This is a genomic window from Methylobacterium sp. WL120 (assembly GCF_008039465.1).
GTDB classification, from domain to species: Bacteria; Pseudomonadota; Alphaproteobacteria; order Rhizobiales; family Beijerinckiaceae; genus Methylobacterium; species Methylobacterium cerastii.
Genome location: NZ_VRUT01000001.1, coordinates 25,038 through 43,097, shown reverse-complemented (window position 1 = coordinate 43,097; position 18,060 = coordinate 25,038). Strand labels below are relative to the sequence as shown.

Here is an 18,060-nt window from a genome sequence, read left to right as displayed (position 1 = left end):
CATGCACCGGGACTCGGTTCAGATCTGGATCAGCCGGATGTTGTTGGTGTTGCCGGTGGTGTGAAACGGAATGCCGGCCGCCGTGACGATCGCGTCGTTGGGCTTGGCAAAGCCCTCCTCCTGAGCGTGACGGCAGGCCTTGGCCGTCATCTCCTCGTATGAGTCGACGTCGTCCGTGTGCACGCTGTGGGCTCCCCAGAGCAGGCAGAGGCGGCGTGAGGTATCAAGGTTCGGCGTTAAAGCCAGGATCGGCACCGCGGGACGCTTGCGCGCGACGCGGGCAGCCGTCGTGCCGCTCGCGGTGTAGGTGACGATCGCGGTGGCGTGGACGGCCTCGGCGAGCGTGGCTGTGGCCGTCGCAACCGCGTGGGGCGGCGTCTCCTCTTCGCCGGGGCTGGTGGCCGCGATGATCGAGCGGTAGAGCTTGTGGCCTTCCACGCTACGGATGATGCGATCCATCATCGCCACCGTCTCGACCGGGTACTGCCCCGTGGCGGATTCGGCCGACAGCATCACCGCGTCCGCCCCGTCGTAGATGGCGGTGGCCACATCCGAGGCCTCGGCGCGGGTCGGTGTCGGGGCCGAGACCATCGAATCGAGCATTTGGGTCGCCACCACCACGGGCTTCACCGCGAGCCGGCAGGCGCGGATCAGCTCCTTCTGCCGCCCGGGCACGTCCTCGTGCGGGATCTCAACCCCGAGGTCGCCGCGCGCCACCATCACCGCGTCGGACAGGCGGATGATGTCGTCGATGCGCTCCAGGGCCTGGGGCTTCTCGACCTTGGTCATGATGCCGGCCCGGTCCCCGATCAACCCGCGCGCCTCGATGACGTCGGAGGGCTTCTGCACGAATGAGAGCGCCACCCAGTCCACCCCGAGTTCGAGGCCGAAGGCGAGATCGGCGCGGTCCTTGGGTGTGAGCGGCGAGACGTCGAGGAGCGTGCCCGGCAGGTTTACGCCCTTGCGGTTCGAGATCGCGCCGGCGGTGATCACCTCGGCCTCGATCGCCGCGGCCTCGATGCCAGTAACGCGCACCCGCACGCGCCCGTCGTCGATGAGCAGGTCCTGGCCGGGCACGACGGCGGCGAAGATCTCCGGGTGATGCAGTGGGATCGCATCTTTGGCCCCCTCGGCGCCTTCCAGGACGAAGCGCACCCGCTCGCCGGCGATAAGGTCGAGGCGGCCACCCAGGACGGTCCCGACACGGATCTTGGGGCCCTGCAGATCCTGCAGGATGCCGATCGGTCGGCCGACCTCGCTCTCCAGGGCGCGGATGGCGGCATGGACCCGGGCGTGGTCGGCCTGGAGGCCGTGGCTGAAGTTGAGGCGGAAGGTATCGACGCCGGCCAGGAACAGGGCCTTCAGCATCTCGGGCGAGGACGAGGCCGGTCCGACGGTGGCGACGATCTTGGCGTAGCGGTGACGGCGCATGATGGGCTCGGCCCGAAGGCCGCCTCTGCAAGAGTGGGTCAGACGATCAGGATCGCGCGGAAGTCGTTCACGTTGGTCAGGGTCGGACCGGTGATGATCTCGTCCCCAAGCGCCTCGAAGAAGCCGTGACCATCGTTCCGGGCGAGGCTGGCATCCAAGCTGAGGCCGAGGCGGGCCGCCCGGGCTATCGTATCCGGTGCGAGCACCGCTCCGGCGACTTCCTCCAGGCCGTCCACGCCATCCGTGTCACCGGCGAGGGCGTGAACCCGGGGGTGGCCACAGAGTTCGACACCGAGTGCCAGCAGGAACTCGACATTGCGGCCTCCGCGCCCTTGCCCACGCACGGTGACGGTGGTCTCCCCGCCGGAGAGCAGGACACAGGGCGCCGAGATCGGCAGGCCATGCTCGGCAACGCTTCGCGCGATGCCGGCCATGACCCGGCCGACCTCACGCGCCTCGCCTTCGATGGCATCGCCGAGGATGCACGCTGCGACGCCGACGTCCTGCGCGCATGCCGCAGCGGCCCGGAGGGCCATGAGCGGCGTCGCGATCATGCGCAGGTCCGGTGCCGCGAGGGCCGGATCCCCGGGCTTCACCGACTCTCCCGCACCGCTTTCCAGCTCCGCCTGCACGGCCGCCGGGGCTTCGATCCGGTACCGAGCGAGGATCGCCAGCGCGTCCGCGCAGGTGGTCGGATCGGGAACGGTAGGCCCGGAAGCGATGTCCAGGGGATCATCTCCGGGCGTGTCCGAGATCAGGAGCGTCACGACCTTGGCCGGATGGCAGGCCGCTGCGAGACGTCCTCCCTTGATCGCCGAGAGGTGCCGTCGAACGCAGTTCATCTCGCCGATGGTGGCACCGGATCTCAGGAGCGCGCGGTTCACTGCCTGCTTGTCGCTCAAAGTCAGGCCTGGCGCGGGTCGAGAGAGCAGGGACGAGCCGCCGCCCGAGATCAGGCAGAGGACGAGGTCATCGGGCGTGAGCCCGGCGACCAGGTCGAGGATGCGTCCGGCGGCGGCCTCGCCGGCGGCGTCCGGAACGGGATGGGCCGCCTCGACCACCTCGATCCGCTTGGTGGGTGCGCCGTGCCCGTAGCGCGTGACGACGAGCCCGGAGATTTCGCCCTGCCAGGCCGCTTCGACGGCCTGGGCCATCGAGGCGGCGGCCTTGCCGGCTCCGACGACGACGGTGCGTCCTCGTGGCGGTTCCGGCAAATGCCGGGCAAGGCTCACGGCCGGATCGGCCGCGGCCACGGCAGCCGCAAATAGCTGCCGCAGGAGATCCCCGGGCTCGACCACGGCCCTACTCGTTGTCGCCTTGAACGGCCGCGATCACCGCGTCGGTCACCATGCGGGTCGTGGCGTTGCCGCCGAGATCCGGCGTGTGCAGGCGCGGATCGGCCGTCACCCGCTCGACGGCGCGCATGAGGCGGTCGGCGGCCGGCTTCTCGCCGAGGTGCTCCAGCATCTGGCAGGCGGTCCAGAAGGTGGCGATCGGGTTGGCGATGCCCTTGCCGGTGATGTCGAAGGCCGACCCGTGGATCGGCTCGAACATCGACGGGTAGGTGCGCTCCGGGTTGAGGTTGGCGGTCGGCGCGATGCCGAGCGAACCGGCGAGCGCCGCCGCGAGGTCCGAGAGGATGTCGGCGTGCAGGTTGGTGGCGACGATGGTGTCGAGCGTCTGCGGCTTCATCGTCATGCGCATGGTCATCGCGTCGACCAGCATCTTGTCCCAGGTCACATCGGGGAAGTCGGCGGCGACCTCGGCCGCGATCTCGTCCCACATCACCATCGCGTGACGCTGGGCGTTCGACTTCGTCACCACGGTCAGGAGCTTGCGCGGACGCGACTGTGCCAGCTTGAAGGCGAAGCGGATGATCCGGTCGACGCCGGAGCGGGTCATCATCGAGACGTCGGTGGCGACCTCGTTCGGGTGGCCCTGGTGGACCCGGCCGCCGACGCCGGCATACTCGCCCTCCGAGTTCTCGCGCACGATCACCCAGTCGAGCTCGGGACCCGAGACGTTGCGCAGTGGCGAGGTGATGCCGGGCAGGATGCGTGTCGGGCGGACGTTGGCGTACTGGTCGAAGGGCTGGCAGATCGCGAGCCGCAGGCCCCAGAGGGTGATGTGGTCGGGCACGTCCGGCGCGCCGACCGCGCCGAAGAAGATCGCGTCATGGTTGCGGATCTGGTCACGGCCGTCGGCGGGCATCATCACGCCGTGCTTCTTGTAGTAGTCCGAACCCCAGTCGAAGTGGTCGAACTTGAAGGTGAAGCTGCCGGCCTTCTCGGCCAGCACGTCGAGCACCTCGATGCCGGCGGCGATGACCTCGACGCCGATGCCGTCGGCGGGGATCGCGGCGATGTTGTAGGTCTTGGTCATGACAGGTCTCCGTTGGGACGTTGGGGTGTGGGAACGAGGCAGGGGTTCAGCGCGCGATGGCGCTGGCAGGCTCGGCGCGCCGACCCGAGCGGGCGACGGCGAGGGTGACGACGGCGGAGAGGACGAGCAGCGCCGCGACGAAGACGAGACCGCCCGTGAAGCTGCCGGTCAGGTCCTTGATCCATCCGATCGCCCACGGACCGACGAAGCCGCCGAGGTTGCCGACCGAGTTGATCGTGGCGATGCCGACGGCCGCTCCGGAGCCGGACAGGAACATCGTCGGCATGGCCCAGAGCGGCGGCTTGGCCGCGCTGATGCCGACGTTGACGAGGCTGAGCGCGGCGACGACCGTAACGGCCGAGGCCGCACCGCCTGCCAGCAGCAGGCCGGCCGAGGCGACGAGGCAAGCGATCACGACGTGCCAGGTGCGCTCACCGGTCCTGTCCGAGTGGCGCGCCCAGAGGATCATGGCAACGATCGCGATGGTGGGCGGCACACCGTTGAGGAATCCGACGGCCATCGTCGACAGCCCGAAGCTCTTGATGATCTGCGGCGCCCAGATGCCGAGCGTGTAGAGGCCGGCCGATGTGCCGAAGTAGACGAGCGCGAGTGCCAGCACACGGATGTCGGTCATGCCGGCCAGGATGCCGTGGCTGGCGACCACCTTCTTGCGGGCGTGCTCCTCGTTCATCTCCGCGACGAGCCAAGTCCGCTGGTCCGCGGTCAGCCACTTCGCCTTCTCGGGACGGTCCGTCATGTAGAACAGCACGACCACGCCGAGGATGACGGCGGGGATGGCCTCGATGATGAACATCCACTGCCAGCCGTGAAGGCCGAGGACGCCTTCCATCGCGAGCAAGGCACCTGACAAGGGTGAGCCGATCAGCACCGAGACGGGAGCCGCCGCCATGAACAGGGAGACGACACCCGCGCGGTACCGGGCCGGAAACCAATAGGTCAGGTACAGGATGATGCCGGGGAAGAAGCCGGCCTCCGCCGCGCCGAGCAGGAAGCGCAGGGCATAGAAGCTTTTCTCGCCTTCGATGAAGGCGAAGGCACCCGATAGCATCCCCCAGGTGATCATCACGCGGGCGATCCAAAGTCTCGCGCCGACCTTGTCGAGGACGATGTTGGAAGGCACCTCGAAGAGAAAATACCCGAAGAAAAAGATGCCGGCCCCGAACCCGAACACGGATGAGGAGAAGCCGAGATCCTTGTTCATCGTCAGTGCGGCGAACCCGATGTTCACCCGGTCGATGAAGGCGATGAAGTAGAGCAGGCAGATAAAGGGGACCAGGCGCCATGCGACCCTGCGCATGGTCGCCCGCTCAAGCGAAGCGTCCATCGTTTCCTCCTGGGATGGCCAGCCTGCGTTGGTCTTTGAGCGCCAACTTGCATGCAAGGTGGGATGAGATGCGCATTATCGTGCAAGGCTGTCAACTCTCATATTGCAGCTTGCATGGAAGATGGTACGACAGTTGGCAGTGGAGAGTGCGATGAACCGGGTACGGACAGCGGCGAAAACAAAGGACGATCAGGAGGTTGAGCGTCGACCATCACTGGTCGACGACGCCTACCTGGCAATGAAGCAGGCCATCCAGGATTCGAGCTTTACGCCGGGCTACCAGGCGTCGGAGCAGGAGATCGCCTTGCGTCTCGGGATGAGCCGCACCCCCGTCCACGAGGCGGTGATTCGCCTTCAGGAGGACGGTCTCGTCCGCGTGCTGCCGCGCCGCGGCGTCCTGATCTGTGCCCTCGCTCCGGAGGACATGCGGGAGATCTACGACGTCATCATCGCGGTTGAAGGACGTGCGGCCGAACTGCTCGCCGAACGGTCTGACGCCGAGCGTGCGGCCATCTGTGGGGAACTCGCCGACCAGACCGAGGCCATGGCCGAGGCGTGGAAGACCGGAGACTTTCTGACCTGGGGGCAGGCAGATGCCGGTTTCCACCGATTACTCGTCGAGCGGGCGGGGAACGGGCGAATGAACCGCATCATCCAGACGATCAACGATCAGTCACATCGCGCCCGCATGCTAACACTCAAGCTTCGACGGGAGCTTGGAGCATCTGTTGCCGAGCACTGTGAGATCATCGATGCGATCCGGATTGGCAATGCGATGCAGGCGCAGAACTCTACGCATCATCACCGACTGCGCGCCCGCGACGAGCTTCTTCCTCTACTTGAGAGTTTTGGTCTGAAGCATCTCTAAAGCACTCACACGCCTGCTTCTGTCGTGCGATTGGGTCAACTGCTCAGGCGTAATTGGGTCGGGACCCGCCCGTCTGCGCCACGGCCAAGAGGAGTGGAAGGGAGACCGTATCCTTGACTGCGTTTCGACCGAAGCGGTCATCCACCGGCCTCAATCCCCGACAGCACATGTCACATTCGCGGACCCGGTCTCGTCCCTGTGTGGAGGCGCGCGTTTCCGGATCCTGGTGAGCCGGATGTCCGCGCGTCCCATCGAGGGGCGACCATGGACACTTCAATGACCGGCCAAACCGATACGAGAGATCCTCACCGAGCGCGTCCAAGTTCGGAGGAGTTGGTGCCGTCACGATACGCGGTGCGCATCGGCGAGATCGACGTGCTGGTCGTCAGCGATGGGGTCTTGCCCCTTCCGACGGCAATGCTCGCTCACAATGCGGACCCAGCGCTTCGGGCGGAATGGCTGGACGACATGTTCCTAGCGCCGGACGCATTCGACTGGCCGCTGAACGCCGTCCTGGTGCAGCGCGGCGAGCAGGTTAGTCTTCGAGCGGTAGGCGGTGTCGGCCCATACGTCGCTCGCCGTGTTGGTCGCGTCGAGGACGTTGGCCAGTTGTGCCCCGTCGTGGGCGGCCGCGCTGGTCACGGTGAAGCGGCGGACGAACCCGTGCTTGCGGTCGATCGAGACGTGGGTCTTGTAGTCGAACATCGGAACGGCGATCTCGACCTTGGCCTTGGTGCCGTCCGCCTTTGCGGGCCGCGCCTTGGCCCGCTTCAGGGTCCAGCGGGCATCGCGGTCTCATCTCGCGCCAGCTTCTTCGGTTTGGCCGCCCACGCGTCAGGGATCTTGCCCTCCCTGAGAGCCGCCTTCTCCGCATCGGTGTTGCGCTGACGCGGAGCTGCGATGATCGAGGCATCGATGATCTGCCCCGACATCGCGAGGTAACCCTTGCCCTTCAACCAGGCGTCGAAGGCTGCAAACAGCTCGTCGATCGCGCCGGCCCGGGTCAGGTGCTCCCGGAACAGCCACACCGTCTTGGCGTCGGGCACGCCATCCTCGAAGCCGAGACCGAGGAAGCGCATGAACGAGAGCCGATCCCGGATCTGGAACTCGGTGGCGTCGTCCGAGAGCGTGTAGAGTGTCTGAAGGACCAGGATCTTGAACATCAGGACCGGGTCGTAGGGCGGGCGGCCCCCCTTCGACCCATCGGACCGCTTCAGTGCGGTGGCCAACTTCGGGCGGAAAGCCTCGAAGTCGATCAAGGCCGCGAGCTTCACCAGCGGGTCGCCGTTCTCCGACAGACGCTGATAGCGCTCATCCAAATCGAAGACCCCTGGCTGACCCATCCGAGCCTCCCCAACGCCGACAGCATCAGGGAATCACGACACCGCACCGTACGGAAGGGGGTGTTTCGAGGTGTCCGTTCGACTAGTTCTTGGCGATTGGCTGGCTAAACGCGCATAAAGCGACTTGTTTCTGAGTAGAGAAAATGACAAAACTGAAAATTATCTCCCTTGCAAGAGCTACTTCTGCTTCACAACCATAAACTTCAGCACTCCAACGCCAACGTAGACGACTACCACCGCCAAAATATACTTCCAAGTGAACTTTCCGGCGGCATATATACCAAGCAGTGCAGCGCCTGCGGGTGGAGCAGCTACCAGGGCGGCTTGAATGATACGGTTACGCCGATCTGCCTCAGAAGTGATTGGCAACTCGAAACGAAGCTTCCATTTGCGCTTGTCGTCTGTGCTCAGTGAAGGTTCATGTAAGAAACTCAGGAAAGAAGGCGTTTGCACGTCCGGCCCTGTGCCTTGCACGATAAAAGCCTGCTTATCATAGTCAGAATCAAGGGTCATCGCGCTTTGCGAAATGACCTTGATGGCATCGGAACTGGCAGAAATGCTGAGAACATCACTGTTTTCGACTGCAGACGGGGAGAAGTAGCTGACGTGGATGTAGTAAGGTACGCCGGCGCTCAGTGACATGCCCGTTGTGTACTGCTGATGCCCGGCATCGTCCTGGCTTACGCCATACACTCGAAAAAAGCGGCCGTACTTGGCATCCTTGAAGCCGTCAGAGCCTCCCAGCTGGGTGACGATCCTTTGCCAGGTATCATCGGAATTCGACGACTTAAATTTCGGGTCATCGATTTTCCCGAAGAAGTATCTCACCCTCTCCCACTTGGACGCAGACTGCCCGCTGGGGACAGGGATTTCTCGGTTCAATCCCTCGAACCTGCTCTGGACGTCGACGTCCTCGGCGATGTCGGGAAAGGCTGACAGCCCGAGGTCGAGGGTCATGAACCCTCCGACTACCTCGACCTTCTCGATGCGTGCGAACCGAGTTGGGACGATGCTGGGGAACAGCTCCATCTTCGAGGCGTCCAGGAAGCAGATGAGTGCCGTTTGCCCATTGAGCTTCCCCGTCGACGCTACGGCCAGAACCTTCGGATCGACGATCTTGGTCGCATACCTGAAACGGATGATCGCACCGGGCGGCATGGACACCGAACGGGCGACGTCCTCAAGGTACCGGACGCGTGAAGCCGACGAGAGGCAAACGTACATCGCTACCCAAGCCTCTCCTCGACCATCCTGACGGCGGACGGAAGATTCCTCCGCACCAATAGGTCGTTCACGCAGATGATCGGCTCGCATTGTGCGTAGGGGAGCTCCCTCAGAGCCCTGTCGGCTGGGATCTTAATAGCGATGGGTGAGGCCAGGGCAATCCAATGCTCCGCACCCGTCTCCCGGTTCGTGGCAAGGATCGGTACGGAGACCTTCCTGCCTGCAGCAAGTCTCTCGACATCCCGCTCGAACATGAACCTATCAGAGAGTTGCCTCGTCACGTCCGAGTACAGGACGTCCAACGAGATGGCGGCTCTCTTAGGCGAATAGTCCGGAATGCCCCCAAGCAGGGCATGGCGCAGGAGCTGTTCCGCAAGTTGGCGGTCGAGCAATGGATGATCGAACTTGTTCTTGAAGCTCCTCAGGCACCGGTAGCAGGACGCGTCACAGCATTCCGGGCAGTCGCTCAGGATGGCGAGCGTCGTCTTAAACAGGTCTCCGGCGCGATGGGCTAACTGGGGCGAGAAACCGGCGCCACCGGCGAGGGTGTCGTAGAGGAAAATTTCGACCTCTTTGCCATGAGCCCCGGCAGGGGTAAGGGCCGGCCTGTATTCCGCAAGGATCTCCCCGCTCTCGATCTCCAGAAGCTTCGAGGCGGCCTTGGCCATCGCCTCGCATACGGTTCGCAGGGCCGTCTCCGTCTCCGTATTTCCGGGCCGCAACTGGAAGGGCATCTCCAGCCGGATCGAGAAGAGGCAGATGTCCGCGATGAAGTCGGTGCCGAGCACCACATGCCTCGCGATCCGATTTCCCAGGCAGAGTTCCTCGTCGGAGTCCGGATAGGGAGGCTTGTGGGGCTGCCCCAGGTTCTCGTCCTGATCCCTCTCTGCCTCGATGCGACCGCAGGCCGTGCAGTAGACGTACCCATCCTCCCCGGGGCCCGTGTTCGAGACGAGGAGGTTTCTTCGCGTCGGGAATGCCCGGACGCGGTCGTTGACGGCTACCCAGCCATCCGCGTCTCCCGGAGTGGACATGACGAGCTTGGCCCGCGTCGCGTACGCGGTCTCGCTCTTCTCGTCCGGCTGCGAGGTCGCGACCATGCTGAAGGGATGGGCGAAGCCCGGCGGACGGATCCAACTGACGGCCGGCCCGAACGAGCCCTCGGTCTCGCAGGCCTCGCAGGCTATGCTTTCGTTCCGCCGCTCCCGGTCGAAGTCCGTGGTCTTCGCGTGGTGGCAGACGTCACACTCGTAGTAGAGTTTACGCCCTCGCCACGCTTTCTTGCGCTCTTCCTCGAATGGTGAGTAGATCGCCTTTGACGTGTACTGCTTGTTCTTGATCCAGATCTGCTTGTTAGGCGCATATTGAGAGAGGGCGATGTTCAAGCCCTGTGAGGGCGCGAACAATGTTTTGGCCTTGTACGAGGTGGAATTCGGATCGAACACGTGGAACGAGGCCACGTCCGTTGGGAAGGCATATCGCGGAAGCTTGCCGCGGTAGAGCAATCGATCCAGCAGTTTGTCCGAACCGGGGTCAGCCAGTTCGTCATCCGCGCTGGGCACCTCAACAACTTCCTCGGGGTCCTTCTCGCTTCCCTCCAGGGGCGGCGCCTCGATCGGAAGGATCGGGCCTTCATCGTCCGCGGCAGCGTCGCCAGTCCAGTCTATCGCGTCCTCGACGTTCTTGAGGACGTCATCGCCATGGGTGGCGATGAGCAAGGCGCGGTCCTCCGGCGTAAGCTCACTGGGTAGCCACCGGTCGAGCGCATTCTCAAGCTTCCCCTTCGATTCCTGCAGCCACGCCGCGAAGTCATTGCGGTTGAGAACCCCGCCGCCGCGAAACTCGTCGACCTTCCCTAGGACCGAGAACAGGTTCGCATTGGTGAGGGGATCGACACCGGGTATGCGATCCTCGGAGTAGCGCTGGATGATGAACGCGCGAACGTGGCGGCGGGCGATGTCGACGTTCTCAAGGGTCAGGCGAGGGTCGGTGACCGGCCCAGTGATCATCTCGTCCGGCTTGACGAAGTAATGGTCGTCGTGGCTGTCCACGCTCCCGAAGGCCACGACGGTCGCGACGGCGTTGCCCCGGCGACCGGCACGGCCCGCCCTCTGCTGGTAGTTTGCCCGGCCCGGCGGCATGTTGCGCAAGGCAACGCCGGACAGCGCGCCGATGTCGATGCCCACCTCCATCGTCGTGGTGCTCGACAGTACGTCGATGGCCGGCTCCGACCGATCCGTCCCCCTCCATGCGAGGTTGATGTCCTGGAAGCGGATCTCGTGCGCCTCGGCCTGGGAGAAGGCGTCGTCGGGCTGGGCAGCGTTAAGCTGCGCGGTGTGCTCGGCCGCGATCAGAGAGAAGGGGGCCTGTGCCTCGTCCTCCATCGCGGTAGTAACTGGCTTGCGATAGAAGCCCTTTCGAGCCTCGAAGACCTTGTCGTCACCGGGGTCAAATGACTGGATGTTCAAGGAACTGCAGTCGATGCAGGTTTGGACGCGGCTGATCGGACGGTGGACCGAACGGCAGGTTTCGCACCGCCGCCAGTCCCCCTCGAATTCCAGCATGAGGTTCCTCGCGAGAAGCCGCCTGCCGCCGTCATCGGCGGTCACAGTGAACTTCTGGAGTAACTGGGGGAGCCACTTCCCGTCGAACGCGGCGCGCGTGCCTTTCGCGACCAGCACCTTTTCCATTGGGGCGAACTTGCCCGCGTGGCCCTTGACCTCCTTTTGCCACCAGACCCCCGGCATGCCCTTGAACCAGATCCCCGGTTTGCGGACCCAGCACCGGAGCCAAGCCCTTACGACCTGGACCTTCTCCTCGGGTGTAGTGGCCAATCCGGGCAGGTCGGGAAGGGTCGCGATGAAGGGCTTGTGCTTGTCGGCCTCGCGGACGCTCGCCACGGCGAGGGCTTCCAAGCCGAGGTGGTGATCCCGGATCACCCGGACGATGGCCGAGAGGAGGTTCTCGGGGCAGGTCTCATCGAGCAACTCGTAGACCTGATCCTTGTCCACCTCACTTCCGAAGGTGCCGGAACCGACCGTCGGCATGGTCTCGCCAGCGGCCAACTCGGGCCGGATGCGAACGCGGTGGCGCTGGGCCGCCACCATCAAGCCCGCGAAGGCGCTATCCAGCGTGACCTTGTTCCCGAGCAACTCGGCATCGCCCAGGATCTTGAGGCCGGCCGGGACGAGCGCTCTGACGGTGTCCCTCAACGAGAAGGTCTGCAAGGTCGGGGCGAGGCGGGCCGCCATCTGACGAGAATCGGAGAAGATCAGGACCTTTCGTCCGCGGAGGGGCGCGAAATCGGAGGCATCCTGAGGTCCGGGCGGCTGGATGCGGATCTGCGTCGAGAGGAGTGCCTGGAAGGGCTGGTCGCCCTTCGTCTGATGGTCCTGAACGGTGGACTTGTTGTAGGCCCCCCTGCCTTCGCAGCAGCCGCACGGGACGAACTGGCCGGGCGTCGCCTTGCTCGGCTCGTCATCGTCGTCAACTTTCGTCGGGACCTCTGGAGCGAGATACACGTACCGCACCCGGTTGCCGGGGATGTCGGGATCGATCTTGCCGTTCATCAGGTCATAGACGGCCGGGCGTACCTTCTCCGGAGCCGGCGGCTCCTCCAACATGAGGTCGAACGGCTGGAGCGCTTCGGCCCCGCCCTCGTCGTTGTGGATCAAGGAGCCTGGGGCGGCCCAGGTGTCCGATGGACGGTCAGGGCGAGTGGCGTAGCCTCGGGCATAAGAAATCCCGCAATCCCGACAGGTGAAGTATTCAAGGACGGTCGCGCCGCAGTCGCATCTCTCATGGGGCTGGGCATACATGTGCCCCGCTGGCCCGCCGCGTTCGGCGGGCGGCAGCGCCGAGCATTCCGGGTCCATGCAGACCCAGAGGCCGGCGAGCCCACGGAAGAACGTGTGGATGCGGCACGGCAGGAGGCTCGGCTGGTCGGGAGCCAGCTTAGCCCGGCTGCCGAGCGCGAGGAGGGAAGTGATGGCCGTGTCCGCCCTGAGACTGTTGATGCCCGGGAAGATAAGCTCGCCGAGGGCGCCCAGGGGTCGCGCGACCTTCATCGTCTCGTTCACGAGCATGTTGAACGGGGCGAAATCCTTGAGGGCTGCATGGAGGTTCGGCTCCAGATCACCTTCCGGCGTCCGACCACGATACTTCAGGAACGGCGCCGTGGTCTGCCGCTGGAGTTCGCGGTCGGCCGAGTAGAAGTCGTCCAGAACGACGCCTTCCAGAGCGGCCACGTCGGCCTCGTTGCCCGTATGGGCGGGCTTGCGGTGGTTCAGCGTCCCGGTCACGGGAACAAAGCTTTCCTTCGGCACGCCAGTGAGCGCCGCGCCGAAGCGGTCGGCGTTCTCTGTGTCCTGGAAGCTGGCTGTCGAGCAGATGACCTGCAGCCGGTCCGGACCGATCCCGAGGCGCTCGCGCAGGCGCCTGAGGAGAAGCCCCACCTCCGCGCCCTGGGCACCACGGTAGAGGTGCGCCTCGTCCATGACGATCAGGAGCTTCTCCTCGGGGTTGTCCTGCAGCCACTCCTTGGTCTTGTCGAAGATCGGCCGCTCGATGGGCCGGAGCATCATGTACTCCAGCATCGAGTAGTTCGTGATGAGGAGGTCCGGCGGGTTCTCCTGGACTTCGTGTCGGGTGATCAGTTCGGCATCGTGGGGGCGGAGCACGCCGCGCTTGGACTGCTTATTCTTGCCCGGCCAGTGGGTTCCTGGCTTGCCGAACCAGGCGGAGACGCTTTCCTTCGACGGCCACTTGCCCCGCTTCGATAGTTCGGCGTGCAGGTGGCCGGCGCGCTCGTTCTCCTCCTCGCTGGTCGGCCCCTCTGTACCGGGAAGGGCCTTGGCGGCGTCCTCGATGGCACCGAAGAAGGTTCCGATCGTCGCCAGCCGTTTGCCGTCCTTTGCGGAGGTCCGGACGCCCGCATAGGGGGTGCGGCTGGTGTAACGGGCGAACCGGGCGGGGCGCCCTGCCCATTCCTCGAACATCTTGACGGTGCGGGTGTCGCCGAACATCAGGCGCAAGCGGCCAAGTTGGTCGTTTACGAGCGCGTTCATCGGATAGAGTACGATGGCGCGCACCGCGTCGTAGCGACGGAAGGACTTAGGCCTGTCGCGCGCCTCGATGGCGAGCTTGCCGAGGATGGGCAGAAGGAACGACTCCGTCTTGCCGGACCCCGTCCCGGTCATGACCATCAGGTTGCGCCCGTTGCCCAGCGTCTCCCGGATGGCTGTAGCCTGGTGGCTGTAAGGCGGGTTGAACACGAGGGGATCGCCATCTGAGGCGTCCGCCAGCCTGCAGTAAGCCTCCTTGGCCGCTGCCGGCACGCCCTGCATGTCCTCGTATCGACCACCGGGGACGTAGCGCGGCGTGCTTTCGAGGAATGGGACTTGGTGGATGTTGCCGACCTCGCCGAGCAGCCGGCGGCGTTGGTCCACCATGCCGGGATGGCCGATGTGGTAGGTGGCCTCGATATACTCGGTCAAGGTCCGACGGAGTTCGTCGACGGTCTGCTGGATCGTGGTTGTCATCGGGCGCTCAGTGCGTCGTTTCTTCGAGCCACAGGCAGTTCTTCAGGAAGTGCAGGACGTTCGGCAGTTCGTCGGGCCTGGTCGCGAACGCCATTAGGCACCGGGGACGTTGGGCCCGGGCACCCGAGACGAGCAGGCGACGCTGTGCCCAAGAGGGAAGCGGCGAGAGGAACTCCAAGAAGGTGCCGTCGTCGTTCCGGACCACCCGGAACACCTGCCGCCTGCCGACCAGGGCGTCCTGGGCCATCTGGATCCGCCAGGCGATGTCGCAGGGCCTCTGGAGATCGCCGGCAGACGTGATGTCGAGGAGGCGCACCGGACGGCCGCCGTCGAGCTCCACGATGCACCAAAGATCCGCCCCAAAGGCCTGGGGCCGGCGAGCGACGAAGCGACCTGACATCTTCGCGGGCTCCACCCAGCGACCCTTGTAGTAGCGGACGCTGCTCTCGACCGAGATGACCCGAAGCCCTTCGATCTCGCCGCTTCGGTCCTGGGCCGCCAGCTTGTCCCACCAGACCCGGAGGAAGGCCCCCGGAGTTTCCTCACGGGGCAGGCGAAGCCAGCCCTTCAGGTCGAGACCGGGAAACCCGTTTTCCGCGAGATAGGTGCTTAGCTCCGAGGCGCCGTCTCCCTCTAGTAAGCGCAAGGCCCCGATGTGATGGACACGCGCCAAGGTCGAGGCGGGAAGCGGCGTGATCTCCTCGTTTCCGAGACCGAGGATCACGCAGGAATCCGCGCCCCGCATCACGTGGTGCGGCGGGGCGGCCCGTATGACGAACGAGGCGCGTACGGAGCCTTCCACGGGCACCTGCATCTCAAGGAGGTCGCCATAGACGAGCAATTCCTCGGTGGCCTGCTCAACCGCCAAGGCGAGCGTGGACCTGTCGGGCCAGAAGCCCTTCAGCGCCTCGACGGCCACAGCTTCCAGCGCCGCGCGACCGCAAGGCGTGACCGCGAGCGCCGCGCGGCGGATCACCTGGCAGACGAAGGCCACGGTTCGCTCCGCGTCCTGACCGGGATCCGGCACGGAGAGGGATGAAGCGATCCGGGTGAACGCATCCTTGGGCGGGAGGACGGCGATCGTCATGCGGCCACGTCCTTCGGTGACACCGGATCCGCACCGAAGGCGGTCACCGCACGCACGAGGAATGCACCCCTGGCGAGACCCTTGTTGGCGGCGATGCCCGCGAAGAGATCGCGTCCCCTGCGGGGATCCGCGAAGGACAAAGCCGCAGGCTCCATGGCTATCTGCCACGCTGTCTTGATGGCATCCGCATCAGAGCAGACCTGATACCGAATGGCAGCCTGCTGGAAGTGCGGTAGCCCCCCCCTTATGGCATCGGGCCTGCCCGCGAACGCCTCGGCTAGGGCTCTGGCGAACGAGGGAATTCCTACCATTTGCTGCAGGGCCCGGTCGCTCGTCACCCGCCGTTCGGTGAACTCGCGGGTGGCCCGCAGCCAGTGGGAACCGCAGAGAATTTCGACCAACCTGGCGTCCAAGGCCTGAATGGTTCGCCACCTTCGGATTGTTGCGAGGGGGCCCATACAGTTCGCGCCGTTCCATAGGCGCTGCAGGTTGACCAGCCGTGGGATCCGGCGAGGATCCTGACCTACGAAATCAAGGAGCGGGTCTAAGGCCAAGTCACCGAGGGACGTCGACTTCCCCGATGGGGAGAGGGCGATGACCGTGCGGTAGCGCTTGCCATCGAGCAAGGCGACGAACAGTGATCCCGCCGCCGCGAGCGGAATGCCGGCCATGCACGCGTCGGAGGACATCGCGACTTTCACGTCGGGCGCGGTCAGGTCGTAACGCTCGACCGAAAGCTCTTCGGGCCGGTCTGCCTCATCGATCAGGCGGACCGTGATACCCCCGCGCTCGCGCGAAACCTTCCAGCGGAGCGGCTCGACCTTATTGCGGAAAGATACGCGGGCGGAGCCGAGTTCGCCGGCATCGAAGACGATGTCGACCTTGGGCGAAGACTGTATAAGGTCCCAGCACTTCTCCTTATTGAGCGGCTCGACGGCGCGCCTGAACCAGCCCGTATCGGCCGGTAGTTCCCGCTCTCCGAGACGCTCGGTTGCCTGAACGTGAGCGTTGACGTCGAAGAACTCCGCCTTGACCGAAACCTTCCTACGCGGCGGCCCGATAAGGGTGATCCGCGCCTGCCCGGCCAGGAGTTCGCCGAGCCTAGCCTCGGGCGGGTCAACGGAGACTTTCAGCCCGCAGCGCTCGGAAGGTGCCTTCGACCATGGACGAGGTGCCCGCACGAGCGTTCGAAGTATCTCGGTCTGAACCCGCTCCGCCAAGCCTTTGTCCATCGGCACGGCGGAAACCGTGACCGTCCTCGGGCCGAGTGGAAGGCGTCCGCATGTGCATAGGATCTCGGGTCGCCCGTCACCGGGTATTCTGACGGCCGGCGAGGAGCCGACGGCCACCTGATATTCGCGTACCGCGTAGTCGGCCGATAGCCTGAGAACGATTTCGTCGTCAGGCGACCAGATCGACTGGCCCGTGGAGGGATCGAGGCTCGGCACGATGCCAACAGGGTCGATGCGAGCTCCGAGGCTGTAACCGAGGCCGACCTTCTCCAACGCAGCCAAGCGGATGCCGCTGAGCGCGTCGGGTACGTTCAGTTCGTAGAGGTTGGATCCTTCGGCCTCACGGATGACGCAGAGCTTGAGCTCCTCGACGGCCGTGCGGGCCAGGGGTTGCGTGGACGCCAGCACGTATGTCTGCCCGACGCGAACGTGATGTCCCATGACCTGCCGGGCAACACCATCTGCCTGCACCCTCAAAAGCCACGGCGATGGTCCAGGGATCGAGATGGCGCGGTGGAGAGCCTGCTCAACGGTCGGTGTCTTGGTCTCGAAGTCGATGATCCGTTCCGTGGGCGGAAGGCGGGTGATCGCGGGTTCGGACTTTGAAAGGTTGATGAGCGAACGTCCGGGGCGCCACGTGCCCTTCTCGTCGAAGAACCGAATCCTCGTCTTGTCGAGCTCGGGATTGCCGATCTTCGCTGCCTTGAGGGCTGGCCTGAAGTCGGGAAGTTGCAGCCTCAGGGCCCATGCCCCATTGCCGGCACGACGTGCGGTCAGCAGAGCGTGCCTCTCGATGGGCACCGCCTCGACGGATTTTTCCTGCCCCTGTTTGGGTTTGGCGGGCGCCGGCGCGAGATGACGGGACTGCTTGAGGCAGGCATCTCGGATCACCCGTCGGGCCTCACGCAGCCACTCCTTGGCGACCTGTCGCTGCTCAAGGTCGCCGATGATACGAGAGAGGGTCGCCTTCTCGATGGGCAAAACTCTTTCACCGATGCCCTCGTCGCGCAGCGCGATGAACAGCATGCCGGTCAGGTTGACCTGTTCAAGGAAATTCCCGAACCGGGTATTCGTATCGGGGCCAGCCTTGCGTAGGAGTTCGCCGATCTTGTCAGCGCCCTGGTCCTGGATGCTGGCGAGTCGATACCTGCATTCGTAGAGGAGTCGCGCGAACTGGGACTGGAGATCCTTCGGCAGGATAGAGTGTGTGATCGGCCAGGCGATGATGGAAAAGTGTTTCGCCCAAGGTCCTTCAGGGCGGATCCCACTGAACCGCTCGCCGAAGCGCTTGTACCAGTCGCGGATCGTCGTGCGGCTGCCCATCGTCGACCAGCCGGGAACCGCCCCTTCGAAGGAGGTCCAGAACTCGACGCCGTCGAAGGAGTAGCCAACCTCTGCGGCTGCGGCGATCCAGCAGAGCCAATGGGTGTGGTCGAGCTTGCCCTTCCTCTTCAACTCACCGGACAGGGAGAGCTTTAGGGAATGGATCTCCGGCTCGCTCAAGCCGTGCTCCAATGCGAAGACCGGCAGTCCACTTGCGGCGCGCTGGGTGCGCAGGGCAGCGAATTGCTTGTCGAGCCGACGGTTGATGTCTGCCAGCATCGAGGT

At 64.8% G+C, this 18,060-nt stretch carries 9 protein-coding genes and 2 pseudogenes; 2 read left to right on the top strand and 9 right to left on the bottom strand.

Translation table 11 applies throughout. The annotated features are described in order from the left end of the window. Positions 1-18: 18 nt before the first annotated feature. From pyk to FV229_RS00205, 4 genes are read right to left on the bottom strand one after another with little or no spacing between them, the layout of a single operon-like run. The gene (gene pyk / locus FV229_RS00220; RefSeq protein ID WP_147750012.1) at positions 19-1,431 is read right to left on the bottom strand and encodes a pyruvate kinase; all 1,413 of its coding nucleotides are present in this window, start codon (positions 1,429-1,431) and stop codon (positions 19-21) included. A gap of 38 nt (positions 1,432-1,469) precedes the next feature. Continuing rightward, positions 1,470-2,729, bottom strand: coding sequence for a glycerate kinase (locus FV229_RS00215; protein WP_147750011.1), 1,260 nt, complete (start codon positions 2,727-2,729; stop codon positions 1,470-1,472). Positions 2,730-2,733: 4 nt separating this feature from the next. Next, positions 2,734-3,813, bottom strand: coding sequence for a tartrate dehydrogenase (locus FV229_RS00210; protein WP_147750010.1), 1,080 nt, complete (start codon positions 3,811-3,813; stop codon positions 2,734-2,736). A gap of 46 nt (positions 3,814-3,859) precedes the next feature. Continuing rightward, positions 3,860-5,158 carry an MFS transporter gene (locus FV229_RS00205; RefSeq protein ID WP_147750009.1) on the bottom strand — a complete coding sequence of 433 codons (1,299 nt, stop codon included), beginning with the start codon at positions 5,156-5,158 and terminating at the stop codon, positions 3,860-3,862. Between the two features lie 151 nt (positions 5,159-5,309). On the opposite strand from FV229_RS00205, the gene FV229_RS00200 reads away from it, so the two are divergent. Both FV229_RS00200 and FV229_RS00195 read left to right on the top strand, forming a co-directional pair. Continuing rightward, positions 5,310-6,026 (top strand): GntR family transcriptional regulator, encoded by a 717-nt coding sequence (locus tag FV229_RS00200; RefSeq protein WP_147750008.1) that lies wholly within the window; start codon positions 5,310-5,312, stop codon positions 6,024-6,026. Between the two features lie 276 nt (positions 6,027-6,302). Next, a pseudogene (locus tag FV229_RS00195) lies at positions 6,303-6,560 on the top strand (MBL fold metallo-hydrolase); the annotation flags it as partial. On the opposite strand, the pseudogene FV229_RS00185 reads toward FV229_RS00195, so the two are convergent. The 5 genes and pseudogenes from FV229_RS00185 to FV229_RS00165 all read right to left on the bottom strand — a co-directional run. Next, positions 6,529-7,369: pseudogene (locus FV229_RS00185) on the bottom strand (IS5 family transposase); the annotation flags it as partial. The pseudogenes FV229_RS00195 and FV229_RS00185 sit on opposite strands and share 32 nt — an antisense overlap. 177 nt (positions 7,370-7,546) lie before the next feature. Then, a complete protein-coding gene (locus tag FV229_RS00180) occupies positions 7,547-8,533 on the bottom strand; it encodes a hypothetical protein (protein WP_147750005.1) in 987 nt (328 codons plus the stop codon). 62 nt (positions 8,534-8,595) lie between these two features. Next, positions 8,596-14,133 carry a DEAD/DEAH box helicase gene (locus tag FV229_RS00175; RefSeq protein WP_147750004.1) on the bottom strand — a complete coding sequence of 1,846 codons (5,538 nt, stop codon included), beginning with the start codon at positions 14,131-14,133 and terminating at the stop codon, positions 8,596-8,598. A gap of 7 nt (positions 14,134-14,140) precedes the next feature. Further along, positions 14,141-15,220 (bottom strand): hypothetical protein, encoded by a 1,080-nt coding sequence (locus tag FV229_RS00170; RefSeq protein WP_147750003.1) that lies wholly within the window; start codon positions 15,218-15,220, stop codon positions 14,141-14,143. After that, the gene (locus FV229_RS00165) at positions 15,217-18,054 is read right to left on the bottom strand and encodes a hypothetical protein (protein WP_147750002.1); all 2,838 of its coding nucleotides are present in this window, start codon (positions 18,052-18,054) and stop codon (positions 15,217-15,219) included. Before FV229_RS00165 ends, FV229_RS00170 begins: the two co-directional genes overlap by 4 nt. Positions 18,055-18,060: the final 6 nt, after the last annotated feature.